11 protein-coding genes are annotated in these 13,986 nt (G+C 72.0%); 6 read left to right on the top strand and 5 right to left on the bottom strand.

Translation table 11 applies throughout. The features are described from left to right. Window positions 1-104: 104 nt before the first annotated feature. Window positions 105-2,324 (bottom strand): catalase/peroxidase HPI, encoded by a 2,220-nt coding sequence (gene katG / locus ACF09E_RS13795; RefSeq protein ID WP_392205368.1) that lies wholly within the window; start codon window positions 2,322-2,324, stop codon window positions 105-107. 173 nt (window positions 2,325-2,497) lie between these two features. On the opposite strand from katG, the gene ACF09E_RS13790 reads away from it, so the two are divergent. Further along, on the top strand, window positions 2,498-2,908 hold the full coding sequence (locus ACF09E_RS13790; protein WP_361853998.1) for a transcriptional repressor: 411 nt from the start codon (window positions 2,498-2,500) through the stop codon (window positions 2,906-2,908). A 109-nt stretch (window positions 2,909-3,017) separates the two neighbouring features. Here ACF09E_RS13790 and tpx read toward each other — a convergent pair whose 3' ends face one another. Next, window positions 3,018-3,518 (bottom strand): thiol peroxidase, encoded by a 501-nt coding sequence (gene tpx / locus ACF09E_RS13785; protein WP_392205367.1) that lies wholly within the window; start codon window positions 3,516-3,518, stop codon window positions 3,018-3,020. 292 nt (window positions 3,519-3,810) lie between these two features. Between tpx and ACF09E_RS13780 the strand changes: the two genes are divergently transcribed. The 5 genes from ACF09E_RS13780 (at window position 3,811) to ACF09E_RS13760 (ending at window position 9,708) form a co-directional block, all read left to right on the top strand. Next, window positions 3,811-5,034 (top strand): alginate lyase family protein, encoded by a 1,224-nt coding sequence (locus ACF09E_RS13780; protein WP_392205366.1) that lies wholly within the window; start codon window positions 3,811-3,813, stop codon window positions 5,032-5,034. A gap of 138 nt (window positions 5,035-5,172) precedes the next feature. Continuing rightward, window positions 5,173-6,459 (top strand): ricin-type beta-trefoil lectin domain protein, encoded by a 1,287-nt coding sequence (locus tag ACF09E_RS13775; RefSeq protein ID WP_392205365.1) that lies wholly within the window; start codon window positions 5,173-5,175, stop codon window positions 6,457-6,459. A gap of 83 nt (window positions 6,460-6,542) precedes the next feature. Further along, window positions 6,543-7,502 carry a GlxA family transcriptional regulator gene (locus ACF09E_RS13770; RefSeq protein WP_392205364.1) on the top strand — a complete coding sequence of 320 codons (960 nt, stop codon included), beginning with the start codon at window positions 6,543-6,545 and terminating at the stop codon, window positions 7,500-7,502. A 123-nt stretch (window positions 7,503-7,625) separates the two neighbouring features. Continuing rightward, window positions 7,626-8,621: a type I glyceraldehyde-3-phosphate dehydrogenase gene (gap, locus tag ACF09E_RS13765; protein WP_392205363.1), complete on the top strand. Its 996-nt coding sequence runs from the start codon at window positions 7,626-7,628 to the stop codon at window positions 8,619-8,621. Between the two features lie 211 nt (window positions 8,622-8,832). Then, the gene (locus ACF09E_RS13760; protein WP_392205362.1) at window positions 8,833-9,708 is read left to right on the top strand and encodes an acetylxylan esterase; all 876 of its coding nucleotides are present in this window, start codon (window positions 8,833-8,835) and stop codon (window positions 9,706-9,708) included. Window positions 9,709-9,819: 111 nt separating this feature from the next. Here ACF09E_RS13760 and ACF09E_RS13755 read toward each other — a convergent pair whose 3' ends face one another. From ACF09E_RS13755 to ACF09E_RS13745, 3 genes are all read right to left on the bottom strand, one after another. Beyond that, complete coding sequence (locus tag ACF09E_RS13755) at window positions 9,820-10,374, bottom strand: HAAS signaling domain-containing protein (RefSeq protein WP_392205361.1); 555 nt, start codon at window positions 10,372-10,374, stop codon at window positions 9,820-9,822. Further along, window positions 10,371-10,742 carry a PadR family transcriptional regulator gene (locus tag ACF09E_RS13750; RefSeq protein WP_392039434.1) on the bottom strand — a complete coding sequence of 124 codons (372 nt, stop codon included), beginning with the start codon at window positions 10,740-10,742 and terminating at the stop codon, window positions 10,371-10,373. Before ACF09E_RS13750 ends, ACF09E_RS13755 begins: the two co-directional genes overlap by 4 nt. A 94-nt stretch (window positions 10,743-10,836) precedes the next feature. Next, window positions 10,837-13,923: a glycoside hydrolase family 3 N-terminal domain-containing protein gene (locus ACF09E_RS13745; RefSeq protein ID WP_392205360.1), complete on the bottom strand. Its 3,087-nt coding sequence runs from the start codon at window positions 13,921-13,923 to the stop codon at window positions 10,837-10,839. Between the last annotated feature and the right edge of the window lie 63 nt (window positions 13,924-13,986).

The following is a 13,986-nucleotide window of genomic DNA, read 5'->3' as shown; positions in this document are numbered from 1 at the left end:
GCGAAGACCCCGCCGGTCGACGGAGCCGACCGGCGGGGCCCTGGGAGATCACGGGTCCGCCGCTTCCGGTCCGGTCCGCACGGGTGCGGACCGGACCGGAAGGATCAGACGGTGTCGAACCGGTCCAGGTTCATGACCTTGTCCCACGCGGAGACGAAGTCGGTCACGAACTTCTTCTTCGCGTCGTCGCTCGCGTAGACCTCGGCCAGCGCGCGCAGCTCGGAGTTCGAGCCGAAGACCAGGTCGGCGCGGGTGCCCGTCCACTTGACCTCGCCGGTGGCGGAGTCGCGGCCCTCGTAGGCGGTGGCGTCCTCGGACGTCGCCGACCAGGTCGTCCCCATGTCGAGCAGGTTGACGAAGAAGTCGTTCGTCAGGGTGCCCGGGGCCGTGGTGAGGACACCGTGCGTGGAGTTCTGGTGGTTCGCGCCCAGGACGCGGAGGCCGCCGACGAGGACCGTCAGCTCCGGCGCGCTCAGGGTGAGCAGGTTCGCGCGGTCGACCAGCAGGTACTCGGCGGGGAGGCGGTTGCCCTTGCCGAGGTAGTTGCGGAAGCCGTCGGCCTGCGGCTCCAGGGCGGCGAAGGACTCCACGTCCGTCTGGTCCTGCGAGGCGTCCACGCGGCCCGGGGTGAACGGCACCTCGATGTCGACGCCGCCGTCCTTGGCGGCCTTCTCGACGGCCGCGGCCCCCGCGAGCACGATCAGGTCGGCGATCGAGACCTTCTTGGCGCCCGCGGCGTCGAAGGAGGCCTTGACGCCCTCGAGGGTGCGGAGCACCTGAGCGAGCTCGTCCGGGTTGTTGACCTCCCAGTTGCGCTGCGGCTCCAGGCGGATGCGGCCGCCGTTGGCGCCGCCGCGCTTGTCGCTGCCGCGGAAGGAGGAGGCCGAGGCCCAGGCTGCGGAGACCAGCTGCGCGACGGTCAGGTCCGAGGCGAGGACCTGCTCCTTGAGGGAGGCGATGTCCGACGCGTCGAGGGTCTCGCCCTCGCGGGCGGGCAGCGGGTCCTGCCACAGGAGGACCTCGGAGGGCACCTCCGGGCCGAGGTAGCGGACGACGGGACCCATGTCACGGTGCGTCAGCTTGTACCAGGCGCGGGCGAAGGCGTCCGCGAACTGCTCAGGGTTCTCGTAGAAGCGCCGCGAGATCTGCTCGTAGGCCGGGTCGAAGCGGAGCGACAGGTCGGTGGTGAGCATCGTCGGGAGGTGCTTCTTCGACGCGTCGTGGGCGTCGGGGATGATCGCCTCGGCGTTCTTCGCCACCCACTGGTTGGCGCCGGCCGGGCTCTGGGTGAGCTCGTACTCGTACTCGAAGAGGTGCTTGAAGAAGTCGTGGCCCCACTGCGCGGGCGTGGTGGTCCAGGTGACCTCCAGACCACTGGTGATCGCGTCGGCGCCCTTGCCGGTGCCGTACGAGTTCGCCCAGCCGAAGCCCTGCGCCTCCAGGGGAGCGGCCTCGGGGTCGTCGCCGACGTTCTCCGCGGGGCCGGCGCCGTGGGTCTTGCCGAAGGTGTGGCCGCCGGCGATGAGGGCGACGGTCTCCTCGTCGTTCATGGCCATGCGGCGGAACGTCTCGCGGATGTCGCGGGCCGCGGCGATCGGGTCCGGGTTGCCGTTGGGGCCCTCGGGGTTGACGTAGATGAGGCCCATCTGGACGGCGCCGAGGGGGCTCTCCAGCTCGCGGTCGCCGGTGTAGCGCTCGTCGCCGAGCCAGGTGGTCTCGGGGCCCCAGTAGACGTCCTCGTCGGCCTCCCAGACGTCGGCGCGGCCACCGGCGAAGCCGAAGGTCTTGAAGCCCATCGTCTCCAGCGCGACGTTGCCCGTGAGGATCATGAGGTCGGCCCAGGAGATGTTCTGGCCGTACTTCTTCTTCACCGGCCACAGCAGGCGGCGGGCCTTGTCCAGGTTGCCGTTGTCCGGCCAGCTGTTCAGCGGCGCGAAGCGCTGCTGACCGGCACCGGCGCCACCGCGGCCGTCGCTGATGCGGTACGTGCCGGCGCTGTGCCAGGCCATGCGGATCATGAGCGGGCCGTAGTGGCCGAAGTCGGCGGGCCACCAGTCCTGCGAGGTGGTGAGCACCTCGGCGATGTCGCGCTTGACGGCCGCGAGGTCGAGGGCGTTGAACGCCTCCGCGTAGTCGAACTCCTCACCGAGCGGGTTCCCCACGACGGGGTTGGTGGCGAGGATCTTCAGGTTGAGCCGCTCCGGCCACCACTGGCGGTTTCCGCCGCCCTGGGTCGGGTGCGCGGCACGGCCGTGCGCCACCGGGCATCCGCCCGACTCCGGCGTTGCGGGGTCGGTGACGATGGCGTCGTGGTTCTCGGACATGGGAATCCTTCCGGACGGGGCGGATCTCGGTGCTCAGCCGGGGCGGGCACCAGTGGGGTGTCTCGTGCCCGACCGGAGCCGCGGTGTGCCTTGGCTATTGCCGGAAGCGATCCTACAATGGACAGTGTCCAAGTCAAGAACCACGCCAACCGTTCGAAAGGGGTGGGCCGAAAATGAGTGACCTGCTGGAGCGCCTGCGGGCGCGTGGCTGGCGCATGACCTCCCAGCGGCGCGTGGTCGCGGAGGTTCTCGCGGGCGAGCACGTCCACCTCACGGCCGACGAGGTGCACGCCCGCGCCGCGGAGAGCCTCCCGGAGATCGCGCGGGCGACCGTCTACAACACCCTGGGCGAGCTGGTGGCCCTCGGGGAGGTCGTCGAGCTCTCGACCGACGGCAGGGCGAAGCGGTACGACCCGAACGCCCGCCGGCCGCACCAGCACCTGGTCTGCTCGAACTGCGGCATCATCCGCGACGTCCACCCGACGGGGGATCCGCTCGCGGTGCTCCCGCCCGCGGAGCGCTTCGGGTTCACGGTCTCGAAGGCGGACGTGACCTACCGCGGGCTCTGCCCCGCCTGCGCCTGACCGGCCCGCCCCGGCCGCCGGTTCCGGGCGGCCCGGAAACGAGAGGAGCCCCTCCACCTTGTGGTGGAGGGGCTCCTCTGTGTGGCGCCGTCGGGCGGCGCCGGTGCCTCTACTTGAGCGCGGCGAGCGCGTCGTCGTAGCTGGGCTCCTCGGCGATCTCGCCGACGAGCTGGGCGTGCAGGACGGTGTCGTTCTCGTCGAGCACGACGACCGCGCGGGCGGTCAGGCCGGCCAGCGGGCCGTCCGCGATCTCCACGCCGTAGTTGGTGTGGAACTCGCGGCCGCGGAGCGTCGAGAGGTTCTTGACGTTCTCGAGGCCCTCGGCGCCGCAGAAGCGGGCCTGCGCGAAGGGGAGGTCGGCGGAGATGCAGAGCACCACCGTGTTCTCCAGCGAGCCGACCTTCTCGTTGAAGGCGCGGACGGAGGAGGCGCAGGTGGGCGTGTCGACGCTCGGGAAGATGTTGAGGACCTTGCGCTGACCGGCGTAGTCCTTCAGCGACTTGTCCGCCAGGCCCTCGGCGACGAGCGTGAAGTCAGGAGCCTGGCTTCCCGGGGTCGGCAGGGTGCCGTTGACCTGTACCGGGCTGCCCTTCAGCGTGACCTGGGCCATGGGAGATCTCCTTAGGACGATGTAAGTGACAACGAGGGGAATCGTACGGCGTGGTGACCGGCCCGCCGGACACGGAGGCCGGATCGGGTCCGCCGTCGCCGACCCGGAGACGTTCATCGATGTGAACGGCCGGGAAGGTCGGCAGGCGTCCTCCCGCCTCGGTCGACTCGACGGCTCCGCCTACCGCGCAGGGATCCCCGGATTCCTGGGCCTTGACGCCTTTGGTTCAGACCTTTAGGTTCCACCCTCGAAAGCTTCTGATCGTTCATGTATGTGAAGAAGGAGCAACTCCATGGTCATACGACGTGACACCTCCCCGGTCAAGCGGACCGGGAGGAGGGTGGTGCTCGGGGTCCCCCTGCTGGCCGCCGCCCTCCTCGCCGCCCTCGTCGCGGTCCCCGGCGGCGGGCGTGCGGAAGCCGCTCCCGCCACGTTCGTCCACCCGGGCGTCCTGGTCTCCCGCGGCCAGCTCGACTTCGCCCGGGAGCGGGTCGACGCCGGCGCGCAGCCCTGGAAGAACGCCTACGACCGGATGATGACGAGCAAGTACGCCTCGCTCTCCCGGGTTCCCAAGCCCCGCGCGGTCGTGGAGTGCGGCTCGTACTCCAACCCGAACAACGGCTGCACAGACGAGCGCGAGGACGCCATCGCGGCCTACACGCTGTCCCTCGCCTGGTACGTCACACGCGACGCCCGGTACGCCCGGAAGGCCATCGAGATCATGGACGCCTGGTCCGGTGTGATCGCCGATCACGCCAACTCCAACGCGCCGCTGCAGACGGGCTGGGCCGGGTCCTCGTGGCCGCGGGCCGCCGAGATCATCCGCCACACCTACACCGGATGGCCGCAGGCGCGCGTGGACCGGTTCAAGACGATGCTCCGCGAGGTCTACCTGCCCGAGGTGGCGGGCGGTTCCCACTCCAACGGCAACTGGGAGCTCAGCATGACCGAGGCGGCCATCGGGATCGCGGTCTTCCTGGAGGACCGTGCCGCGTACGACAGGGCCGTGGCCACATTCCGCGGTCGCGTCCCCGCGTACATCTACCTCGCGAGCGACGGGGCCCTGCCGAAGACGGCGCCGGGCAGTGGCCTCGACACGCGCGACGAGATCGTCCGGTACTGGCAGGGCCAGACCACCTTCGTGGACGGCCTCACCCAGGAGACCTGCCGCGACCTGACCCACACCGGGTACGGGCTGTCCGCCCTCTCCCACATCGCCGAGACCAGCCGGATCCAGGGCCAGGGCCTCTACCCGGAGGTGGCCGACCGACTGCGGCACGCGCTCGGCCTGCACGCGAAGTACGAACTCGGGGCGGCGGTTCCCGGCGTGCTCTGCGGCGGGACCCTCAAGGACCACCTCGGGCCGGTCACCGAGGTCGGCTTCAACGCGCTGAACCACCGGATGGGGTACGCGATGACCAACACCCGGAACCTCACCGAGTCCCGGCGCCCGGCGGGGACCGACAACCTCTTCGTCGCCTGGGAGACCCTCACCCACGCGGGGAACCCCAACTGACCCGGACGTGCGGGGGAGTCCGCACCTCTTGACGCCCCCTTACTTCACTTCTTAAATCATGGAGGCGACAGAACCCCTGCTATGTCATGAACATGGCAAAGATTCGCGTCCCCCCCACACCCGACGGAAGTGAGAGCCATGTCCTCCGCCCGCACAGCACGGCGGCCGCTGTTCACCGCCGTGACGGCACTCGCCCTGGCCCTGGCCACCGCGGCGCTCGGCCCCACCGGCCCCACCCGGAACACCGGCCCCGCCGAAACGGCCACCGCCCTCCGGCCGGCGGCCGAGGCGGCCGCCGTCACCTTCTCCGACACCTTCGACGGCGCCGCGGGCCTGCCCGTGGACGGCTCGCGGTGGCAGATCGAGACCGGCGACAACGTCAGCAACCACGAGCGGCAGTACTACACGGCCGGCAACCGCAACGCCGCCCTCGACGGCCAGGGCCACCTCGTCATCACCGCCCGCAAGGAGAACCCCGGCAACTACCAGTGCTGGTACGGGCGGTGCGAGTACACCTCGGCACGGCTCAACACCGCCGGGAAGTTCACCGCGCAGTACGGCCACGTCGAGGCCCGGATGAAGGTGCCGCGCGGCCAGGGCATGTGGCCCGCCTTCTGGATGCTCGGCAACGACCTCGGCCAGGTCGGCTGGCCCGCGTCCGGCGAGATCGACATCATGGAGAACGTCGGATTCGAGCCCTCCACCGTGCACGGCACCCTCCACGGCCCCGGCTACTCCGGCTCCGGCGGCATCGGCGCCGGCTACACCCTGCCCGGCGGGCAGGCCTTCGCCGACGCCTTCCACACCTTCGCCGTGGACTGGTCGCCCGGCAGGATCACCTGGTCGGTGGACGGAACCGTCTACCAGACCCGTACGCCCGCCGACCTCGGCGGTCGCGCCTGGGTCTTCGACAAGCCCTTCTTCCTCATCCTCAACCTCGCCGTCGGCGGGTACTGGCCCGGCGACCCGGACGGCTCGACCGCCTTCCCACAGCAACTCGTCGTCGACCACGTCCGCGTCACCACCGCCGACACCCCCGCGACCGGCGGACCGATCACCGGCATCGGCGGCAAGTGCGTCGACGTGGCCGCGGCCGACAGCACGAACGGCACGCCCGTCCAGCTCTACGACTGCAACGGCACCGCCGCGCAGAAATGGACCGTCGGCACCGACGGCACGGTCCGGGCCCTGGGCAAGTGCCTCGACGTCACCTCCGCGGGCACGGCGGACGGCACCCCCGTCCAGCTCTGGGACTGCAACGGCACCGGAGCCCAGCAGTGGACCGCCAACGCCGCCCGGGACATCGTCAACCTCGGCTCCGGAAAGTGCCTGGACGCCACCGGCAACAGCTCCGCCAACGGCACCCGGCTGCAGATCTGGTCGTGCGGCGGAGGCGCGAACCAGAAGTGGACGGTGACGCGCTGAGTCCCGCCCGGACTCCGTCGGGCCCACGCTGACCTGCGGAGCCGTCCGCGGGTGACGCGGGCGGCCCGCCTAGGCTGGTACCCGTGCCGCCCACTCCCCGCCTCCACCGCGTCGCCGTCCTCGTACTCGAAGGGGCGAAGCCGCTCGACGTCGGCATCCCCGCACAGGTCTTCACGACCCGCGCCAGCATGCCGTACGAGGTGAGGGTGTGCGGTGCGGAACCCGGTCTCGTCGCCGGGGGCGACGGCCTCTCCTACGCCGTCGCCCACGGCCTCGACGCCCTCGCCTGGGCCGACATCGTCTTCGTCCCCGGCTACCGCCTCCCCGACCGCGAGGACCCGCCGCGGGGCGTGGTCGACGCGCTGATCGCCGCCCACGACCGCGGCGCGCGCCTCGCCGCCATCTCCACGGGCGCCTTCGCGCTCGCCGCGACCGGACTGCTCGACGGCAAGCGCGCCACCACGCACTGGCACTACACCCAGGCGCTCGCCGCGAAGCGCCCCCTCGTCCACGTCGACGAGAACGTCCTCTTCGTCGACGAGGGCAGCGTCCTCACCTCCGCCGGCGCCGCCTCCGGCATCGACCTGTGCCTCCACATCCTGCGCGGCGACCTCGGCGTCGCCGCCGCGAACCACGCCGCCCGGCGTCTGGTCGCCGCCCCCTACCGCAGCGGCGGCCAGGCGCAGTACGTGCCGCGCAGCCTGCCCGAGCCGCTCGGCGAACGGTTCGCCGCCACCCGGGAGTGGGCCCTGCACCGGCTCGGCGAACCCCTCACCCTGGACGTCCTCGCCCACCACGCGGCCGTCTCGGCGCGCACCTTCTCCCGCCGCTTCGTCGAGGACACCGGATACACCCCCATGCAGTGGGTCATGCGGGCCCGCGTCGACCTCGCGCGAGAACTCCTGGAGCGTTCCGAGCGGAGCGTCGAGCAGATCGCCGCCGACGTCGGCCTCGGCACCGGCGCCAACCTCCGGCTGCACTTCCAGCGCATCCTCGGCACCACGCCGAGCGACTACCGCCGCACCTTCACCAAGGGCGAGTAGCTCCCGCCGCAGGAAGTGGAGGCCTTGGCGCGATCCTTTCGGACCGTGGCGATCTCGCCTCTGTCAGGACCGTTCCCGGCGAGCGAACCTGGTGGCGACGCAGAAGTTGAAGGGACACCATTCATGACTCGCATCGCCATCAACGGGTTCGGCCGCATCGGACGCAACGTGCTCCGCGCACTCCTCGAGCGCGACACCGACCTCGAGGTCGTGGCCGTCAACGACCTGACGGAGCCGAAGGCCCTCGCGCGACTGCTCGCCTTCGACTCGACCTCCGGTCGCCTCGGCCGTCCCGTGAGCGTCGACGGCGACACCCTCGTCGTCGACGGCCGCCGCATCAAGGTCCTCGCCGAGCGCGAGCCGGCCCAGCTTCCGTGGGCCGAGCTCGGCGTCGAGATCGTCCTGGAGGCCACCGGCCGCTTCACCAGCGCCAAGGCCGCCCGCGCCCACATCGACGCCGGTGCCAAGCGCGTCCTCGTCAGCGCCCCCGCCGACGGCGCCGACGTCACCCTCGCGTACGGCGTCAACACCGACGCGTACGACGCGGAGCTGCACACGATCGTCTCGAACGCCTCCTGCACCACGAACGCCCTCGCGCCCCTCGCCAAGGTCCTCGACGACCTGGCCGGCATCGAGCACGGCTTCATGACGACGGTCCACGCCTACACGCAGGAGCAGAACCTGCAGGACGGCCCGCACCGCGACCCGCGTCGTGCCCGCGCCGCCGGCGTCAACATCGTCCCGACCTCCACGGGTGCCGCCAAGGCGATCGGCCACGTGCTGCCGAACCTCGACGGCAAGCTGTCCGGCGACTCCATCCGCGTGCCGGTCCCGGTCGGCTCCATCGTCGAGCTCAACACGACCGTCGCCCGCGACGTGACCCGTGAGGACGTCCTGGAGGCCTACCGCGCCGCCGCGGCCGGTCCGCTCGCCGGCGTCCTGGAGTACTCGGAGGACGCGCTGGTCTCCTCCGACATCACCGGCAACCCCGCCTCGTCGATCTTCGACTCGGAGCTCACCCGCGTCGAGGGCCGCCACATCAAGGTCGTCGCCTGGTACGACAACGAGTGGGGCTTCTCGAACCGCGTCATCGACACGCTCCAGCTGCTGGCCGGCTGACCCCGGACACCACCGGCACGCGCCACCCCGCACGCCGCCGCCCCCGCCGAACCACGGATTCGGCGGGGGCGCCGTGCGTTCTGGGCAGATGCCCAGGACGGCGGCGCGAGGACTGGGCTCCTGCGGACAGACACCCGCCCCGGCGCGCTCGATCATGGCCTGGTCACGCTTGCGAGGACGCGCAACGTGCCCGACCCGTGAAGGAGTTCGCATGCCAGGGAGAACGAGCCGGCTGTTCGGCGGTCTGCTGCTCGCCGCCGTCATGGCCGTGTGCACCGCGCCGGGCACCGAGGCCGCGACCGCCGACGAGGGGACCACGGGCACGATCCCGTCCGTCGGCACCGACTGGGGCAGCCCGGGGCCGTACGAGGTGGACGTGGACGTCGAGGCGGTGCACACCTTCTACCACCCCCGGACCATGGGGCGGTCCGGCGAGCGGCACCCCGTGGTCGTCTGGGGCAACGGGACCGGCGCCGTGCCCGGCGTCTACAGCGGACTGCTGCGCCACTGGGCGAGCCAGGGCTTCATCGTCGCCGCCGCCAACACCCCCACCTCGAACTTCGCGATCAGCATGCGCGCGGGCATCGACGTCCTGGAGCGCCGCAACGCGGATCCCGCCGACAAGTACCACGGCAGGGTGGACCTCGACCACATCGCCTCCGCCGGTCACTCGCAGGGCGGCGCGGCCGCCGTCAACGCGGCCGTCGACCCCCGGGTCGACACGGCGGTACCGATCCAGCCGGGCCCGCTGACCGACCCGGACCTCATGGACGAACCCGTCTTCTACCTGGCCGGTCAGCGCGACCTGACGGTGTGGCCGGCCCTGGTGAAGGCCTTGTACCGGGACACCGCCCACGCCCCCGCCGTGTACGGCGAGGTCCGCGGCGCCGGACACCTCTCCTCCGTCGGCGACGGCGGGGACTTCCGCGCCCCCACCACCGCCTGGCTCCGCTACTGGCTGCTCGGCGACGAGAACGCCCGCGGGATGTTCTTCGGCCCCGACTGCGGCCACTGCGCCGACGACGACACCTGGTCCGGCTGGGACCGCAACGCCGAGGCACTCCGGATCCCGGGACCGGCGGCCTGAGCGGGGGTGCACGGCGCGGCTCCGCGGCGTCCCCGGAGGGGCGCCGTCCGGGAACCCGCGCCGTGCCGCCCGTGCCGCCCGTGCCGCACCGCACCGCGCCGTGCCCCGCCGTCAGCGGCGCGCCGCCCGCAGCAGCAGGACGGCACCGAGCATCGGCACGCCCAGCGAGAACACGAGCATCAGCAGGAGTTCCACGATCCCGATCCGGGACGCGGCCCCGAGCAGCGCGCCCAGCAGGGCGACGACGGGCACCGCCAGGCCCGCGGCGGTCCCCAGGGCCTTCTGCCTGCCGGTCCACAGCGGCGCGCTCCAGAGCAGCGCCAACGCGGCGATCAGGGCGAGCGCGCCGACCCACGGGTTGAGCAGCAGGAGCACTCCGGAGGCTCCGAGCAGAATCGCGGTCAGCCTGCCCCGCCCGGCTCCGGCGACGGGCGCCCCTCCGGCCGGGGCCTCCTCGGCGAGCGCGGAGGCGGCCACGGTCCGCGGCTCGCCGAGCCCGGCCAGGACGGCGCGGAGCTGCTCCTCGCCCTCCGCGCCGCTGACCTCGATGTGCTCACGGAGGTCCGCGAGGAGCTCGGCCCGGCGCTCGGCGGGCAGTTCGGCCGTCTCGCGCGCGACGGCGTCGAGGTAGGCGGCGACGAGCGGGTGCCGGTCAGTGGCGTTCATGCGGAATCCCCCTGTGGGTCGGTGAGGAAGTGGTCGACGGCGTCTCTGAACAGCGGCCACGCCTGGGCGAACTCGGCCAGGGAGGCCCGGCCGACACCCGTGAGCGTGTAGTAGCGGCGCGGCGGTCCGCTGGGGGAGTCGCGCAGCTCGGTGGCGACGAGGCCCTCGCGGCGCAGGCGTGACAGCAGGGGGTAGATCGTGCCCTGGCTGGTGGTCATGACGCTGACCGCGGAGAGCTCGGCGACGAGCTCGACGCCGTACTTCGGCTCGTCCCTGAGCAGCGCGAGGACGCAGTACTCCAGCACTCCCTTGCGGAGCTGGCTGGGGACCCTGTCGCCCGTCTCGTTCATTGCGTTACCAGGAACCATGCAATGCAAGATAGCCCGGGAGTGTGACCACGACAAGCCCGGCCCCCGGGGAGGCGTCCTCCCCGGGGGCCGGGCCGTGTGTCCGCGTCCTCCGTCAGCCCGCCGCGCGGTACGCCTCCGTCAGTTTGCCGACGGCGCCCGCGAGATCACCCGTGAGCAGCAGGTGGTCCGCGTCGGCGAACGGCTTGGCCGTGGCCTCGGTGATCCGCTGTCCGATCTTCTTCTGGACGATCTGCCGTGCCACTCCCACGAGTCTCCGCCCCTCGGCGGAGTCGCCGCGGCCGACCGCCTGAAGGGCCGTGGCCGCGACCCGCAGCGCCCGCAGCGCGGGCTCGCCACCGGAGGGTGCCGGGGTGAGGGTGGTCAATCCCCAGCCGTACGGGTACTGGGGGTCGTAGCTGCTGTCGCCCACGTTGAGCGGCAGCTGGGCCTCCGACTTGGGCCAGCTGACCGGAAGCCGGCCGGTGAACGGCCGCTTGCCGTAGAGGACGTCGGCGACACCGTCGCCCTCCGTGCCCGGGAGCCAGGAGGCGACCAGGGCGTCGACGGCGGGCAGCCGGTCGCCGACGAGCTGCGGCCGGCCCGACACCACCAGGACCGCGCACGGCATGGCCGCGCAGACCTTGTCGACCGCGGCCTTGTCGGCGGCCGTGAGTTCGAGGTCGTGGCCGTTGCCCACGTCGCCGATCCCCTCGGCGTACGGCGTCTCGCCGACCACCACCACGCCGACGTCGTACCCGTCGGTCGGCGCGGACGCGTCCTTCGACCAGCCGATCCCGGCCTCCGGCGCCGCCTTCCGCATCGCTTCGAGGATCGTCGTGCCGTTCGTGGTGCGGCCGGAGGCACCCTGCCAGCTGATGGTCCAGCCGCCCGCCTGGTTGCCGAGGTCGTCGGCGTTCGACCCGGCCACGTACACCTTCTGGGACGGCTTCAGCGGCAGGACCGGCCCTTCGTTCTTGAGCAGCACCTGCGACTTCGCCACCGCCTCCCGCGCCACCGCGCGGTGCTCGGCCGATCCGATGGACGGCAGGTTCGAGGTGTCCGCGTACGGCTTCTCGAAGAGTCCGAGGCGGAACTTCTGGGTCAGGATGCGGGCCACCGCGTCGTCGATCCGCGCGGTGGTGATCCGGCCGGACTCCACCTCGGAGGTCAGCGTCCGGGTGAACTCCTGGTAGTTCGTCGGCACCATGATCATGTCGAGGCCGGCGTTGACCGAGGTGCGCACGTCGCTGGGGTAGTCGCCCGGGATCTGGTCGATGGCCTGCCAGTCGCTGACGACGAAGCCCTCGAAGCCCATCCGGTCCTTCAGGACGCCGTTGATCATCTCGGCGTTGGCGTGCATCTTCACCGGGCCCTGCTCGTCCCCGAGGACGTCGAGAGAGGAGTACGAGGGCATGACCGTGCCCGTGCCGCGCTTCACCGCCTCGGCGAACGGCGCGAGGTGCACCGCCTCCAGCTCCGCCCGCGTGACCTCGGTGACGCCCTGGTCGATCGTGTAGGAACCGGTGGTCGAGGAGCCGAAGGCGGTGCCGCCGTCGCCGACGAAGTGCTTGGCGCTGGTCAGGACCTTGTCGTTGCGGTCGAGGTCCTTGCCGTTCCGGGCGCCCTGCATCCCGTTGATGACGGTCTCCATCGCGGTGACGAGCGCCGGGTCCTCGCCGAAGGCCTCGTAGGAGCGGCCCCACCGCTCGTCGCGGGTCACGCAGAGGCACGGGGCGAAGTCCCAGGGCACGCCCGTCGCCCGGACCTCCTTCGCGGTGACGGCGCCGGTCCGCGCGGCGAGTTCCGGGTCGCGGCCGGCGCCGATGCCGATGTTGTGCGGCATGATCGTCGCGCCGATGACGTTGTTGTGCCCGTGCACCGCGTCCACGCCGTAGATCAGCGGGATCTGGAAGCGCGTCGCCTGCGCGCGGAGCTGGTACGCGTCGACCATGGCAGCCCAGGCGGCGGGGGTGTTCGGGGTGGGGACGGAGCCGCCGCCGGAGAGCAGGGACCCGAGGGCGTACCCGGCGATGTCCCCCTGGGCCCGCAGCGCGTTCCGCTCCGCCTGCGTCATCTGGCCGACCTTCTCGGCCAGGGACATCCGGGACAGCAGGTCGGAGACCCGCTTGCGCACCGGCAGTCCGCTGTCGAGGTAGGGCAGGCCGTGGGCGTTCACCACGACCAGCGGGTTCTCGGCGGGAGCCTTGGCGCCGTCGACGGTGAGCCGCAGCGGGATCGTCTCCGCGGACTCGGCGGAGCCGTCCCTGAGGGTCTGCACGGTGATCGAGCGGGTCGTGCCGGAGGGGGTCCCGGCCGGGAACACGAGGCTGCCGGTGACCGGACGGTAGTCCTTCCCGGGCTCCGCGCGCCCGGCTTCGGCGCCGCCCTCCGTCGTGTACGCCACGGTGACGGGTTCGCCGATCGGGCCCGAGCCGGTGGTGGCCACCGAGACGTCGACCCGGGCGCCGCCGCCCTCGTCGACGGGGTGCACGACGGACTTCGTGACCACCTTGGTCGTGAGCGCGGGCTCCGCCGTGCCGTACAGCTCGACGCCGTCGAGGGCGAACGACCCCGGTCCGCCGGTCGGGAGGGTGATCGCGTAGCCCCACATCCGGTCGAGCCCGAGGACCTGGTCGATGCCGCCGACGGGCTGGTAGTCGGTGCGGTACTGGAACTCCGAGAACGGAACCTCGACGAGGTGCCAGCCCTCCCAGTCGTCGGTGAAGGAGACCGTCCACAGCTCGGACGCCTCGCCGTTCGCGCCGCCGTCCTTGAGCTCCAGGGCGATCCGTCTGCCCGAGCCGGGCGGGAGCGGAGCCGTGTTCTGGCCGTACCACCAGAACCGGATCCCCTTGTACGCCGTCCAGTCGTGCGCCGGCCGGTCGAAGGCGAAGTCATGGGTGAAGCCGCCCCAGCCGCTGATGTCGTAGCGGCCTTCGAGGACCTTGCCGCCCTCGGGCGCGTCGGCGCGCTCCCTCAGTTCCAGGCTGGGATGGGACTCGGCGGCGTTCCCCCAGGTGAACAGGCCCTCGGCGGGCGGTGAGGCGAAGGGGATCTCCCCCTCGAACCGGTCGACGGCCCGGGGAGCGGGTTCCTGCGCGGCGGCGCTGGACAGACCGCCGGTGAGCAGACCGGTGAGGACGGCTGTCGCGGCGACGACGGCGGCGCCGACCGTTCTGCGGGGACGTGCGGGTGGCATGCGGGCTCCTTGGAAGGCCCCTGCGGGCCTCGTGAGGGGGACAGGGCTCTCGGGGGACGCGCG

Source organism: Streptomyces sp. NPDC014891 (assembly GCF_043081085.1).
Taxonomy (GTDB): domain Bacteria; phylum Actinomycetota; class Actinomycetes; order Streptomycetales; family Streptomycetaceae; genus Streptomyces.
Note: the sequence above shows the minus strand (reverse complement) of the source record. Positions and strands in the feature narration are given on the sequence as shown.

Excerpts from the sequence above, each read along its gene's own strand:
- ACF09E_RS13745 (WP_392205360.1), bottom strand. The coding sequence starts at position 13,923 with ATGCCACCCGCACGTCCCCGCAGAACGGTCGGCGCCGCCGTCGTCGCC.
- ACF09E_RS13780 (WP_392205366.1), top strand. The coding sequence starts at position 3,811 with ATGGTCATACGACGTGACACCTCCCCGGTCAAGCGGACCGGGAGGAGG.
- ACF09E_RS13750 (WP_392039434.1), bottom strand. The coding sequence starts at position 10,742 with ATGGTTCCTGGTAACGCAATGAACGAGACGGGCGACAGGGTCCCCAGC.
- katG (WP_392205368.1), bottom strand. The coding sequence starts at position 2,324 with ATGTCCGAGAACCACGACGCCATCGTCACCGACCCCGCAACGCCGGAG.
- gap (WP_392205363.1), top strand. The coding sequence starts at position 7,626 with ATGACTCGCATCGCCATCAACGGGTTCGGCCGCATCGGACGCAACGTG.
- tpx (WP_392205367.1), bottom strand. The coding sequence starts at position 3,518 with ATGGCCCAGGTCACGCTGAAGGGCAGCCCGGTACAGGTCAACGGCACC.
- ACF09E_RS13790 (WP_361853998.1), top strand. The coding sequence starts at position 2,498 with ATGAGTGACCTGCTGGAGCGCCTGCGGGCGCGTGGCTGGCGCATGACC.
- ACF09E_RS13775 (WP_392205365.1), top strand. The coding sequence starts at position 5,173 with ATGTCCTCCGCCCGCACAGCACGGCGGCCGCTGTTCACCGCCGTGACG.
- ACF09E_RS13760 (WP_392205362.1), top strand. The coding sequence starts at position 8,833 with ATGCCAGGGAGAACGAGCCGGCTGTTCGGCGGTCTGCTGCTCGCCGCC.
- ACF09E_RS13755 (WP_392205361.1), bottom strand. The coding sequence starts at position 10,374 with ATGAACGCCACTGACCGGCACCCGCTCGTCGCCGCCTACCTCGACGCC.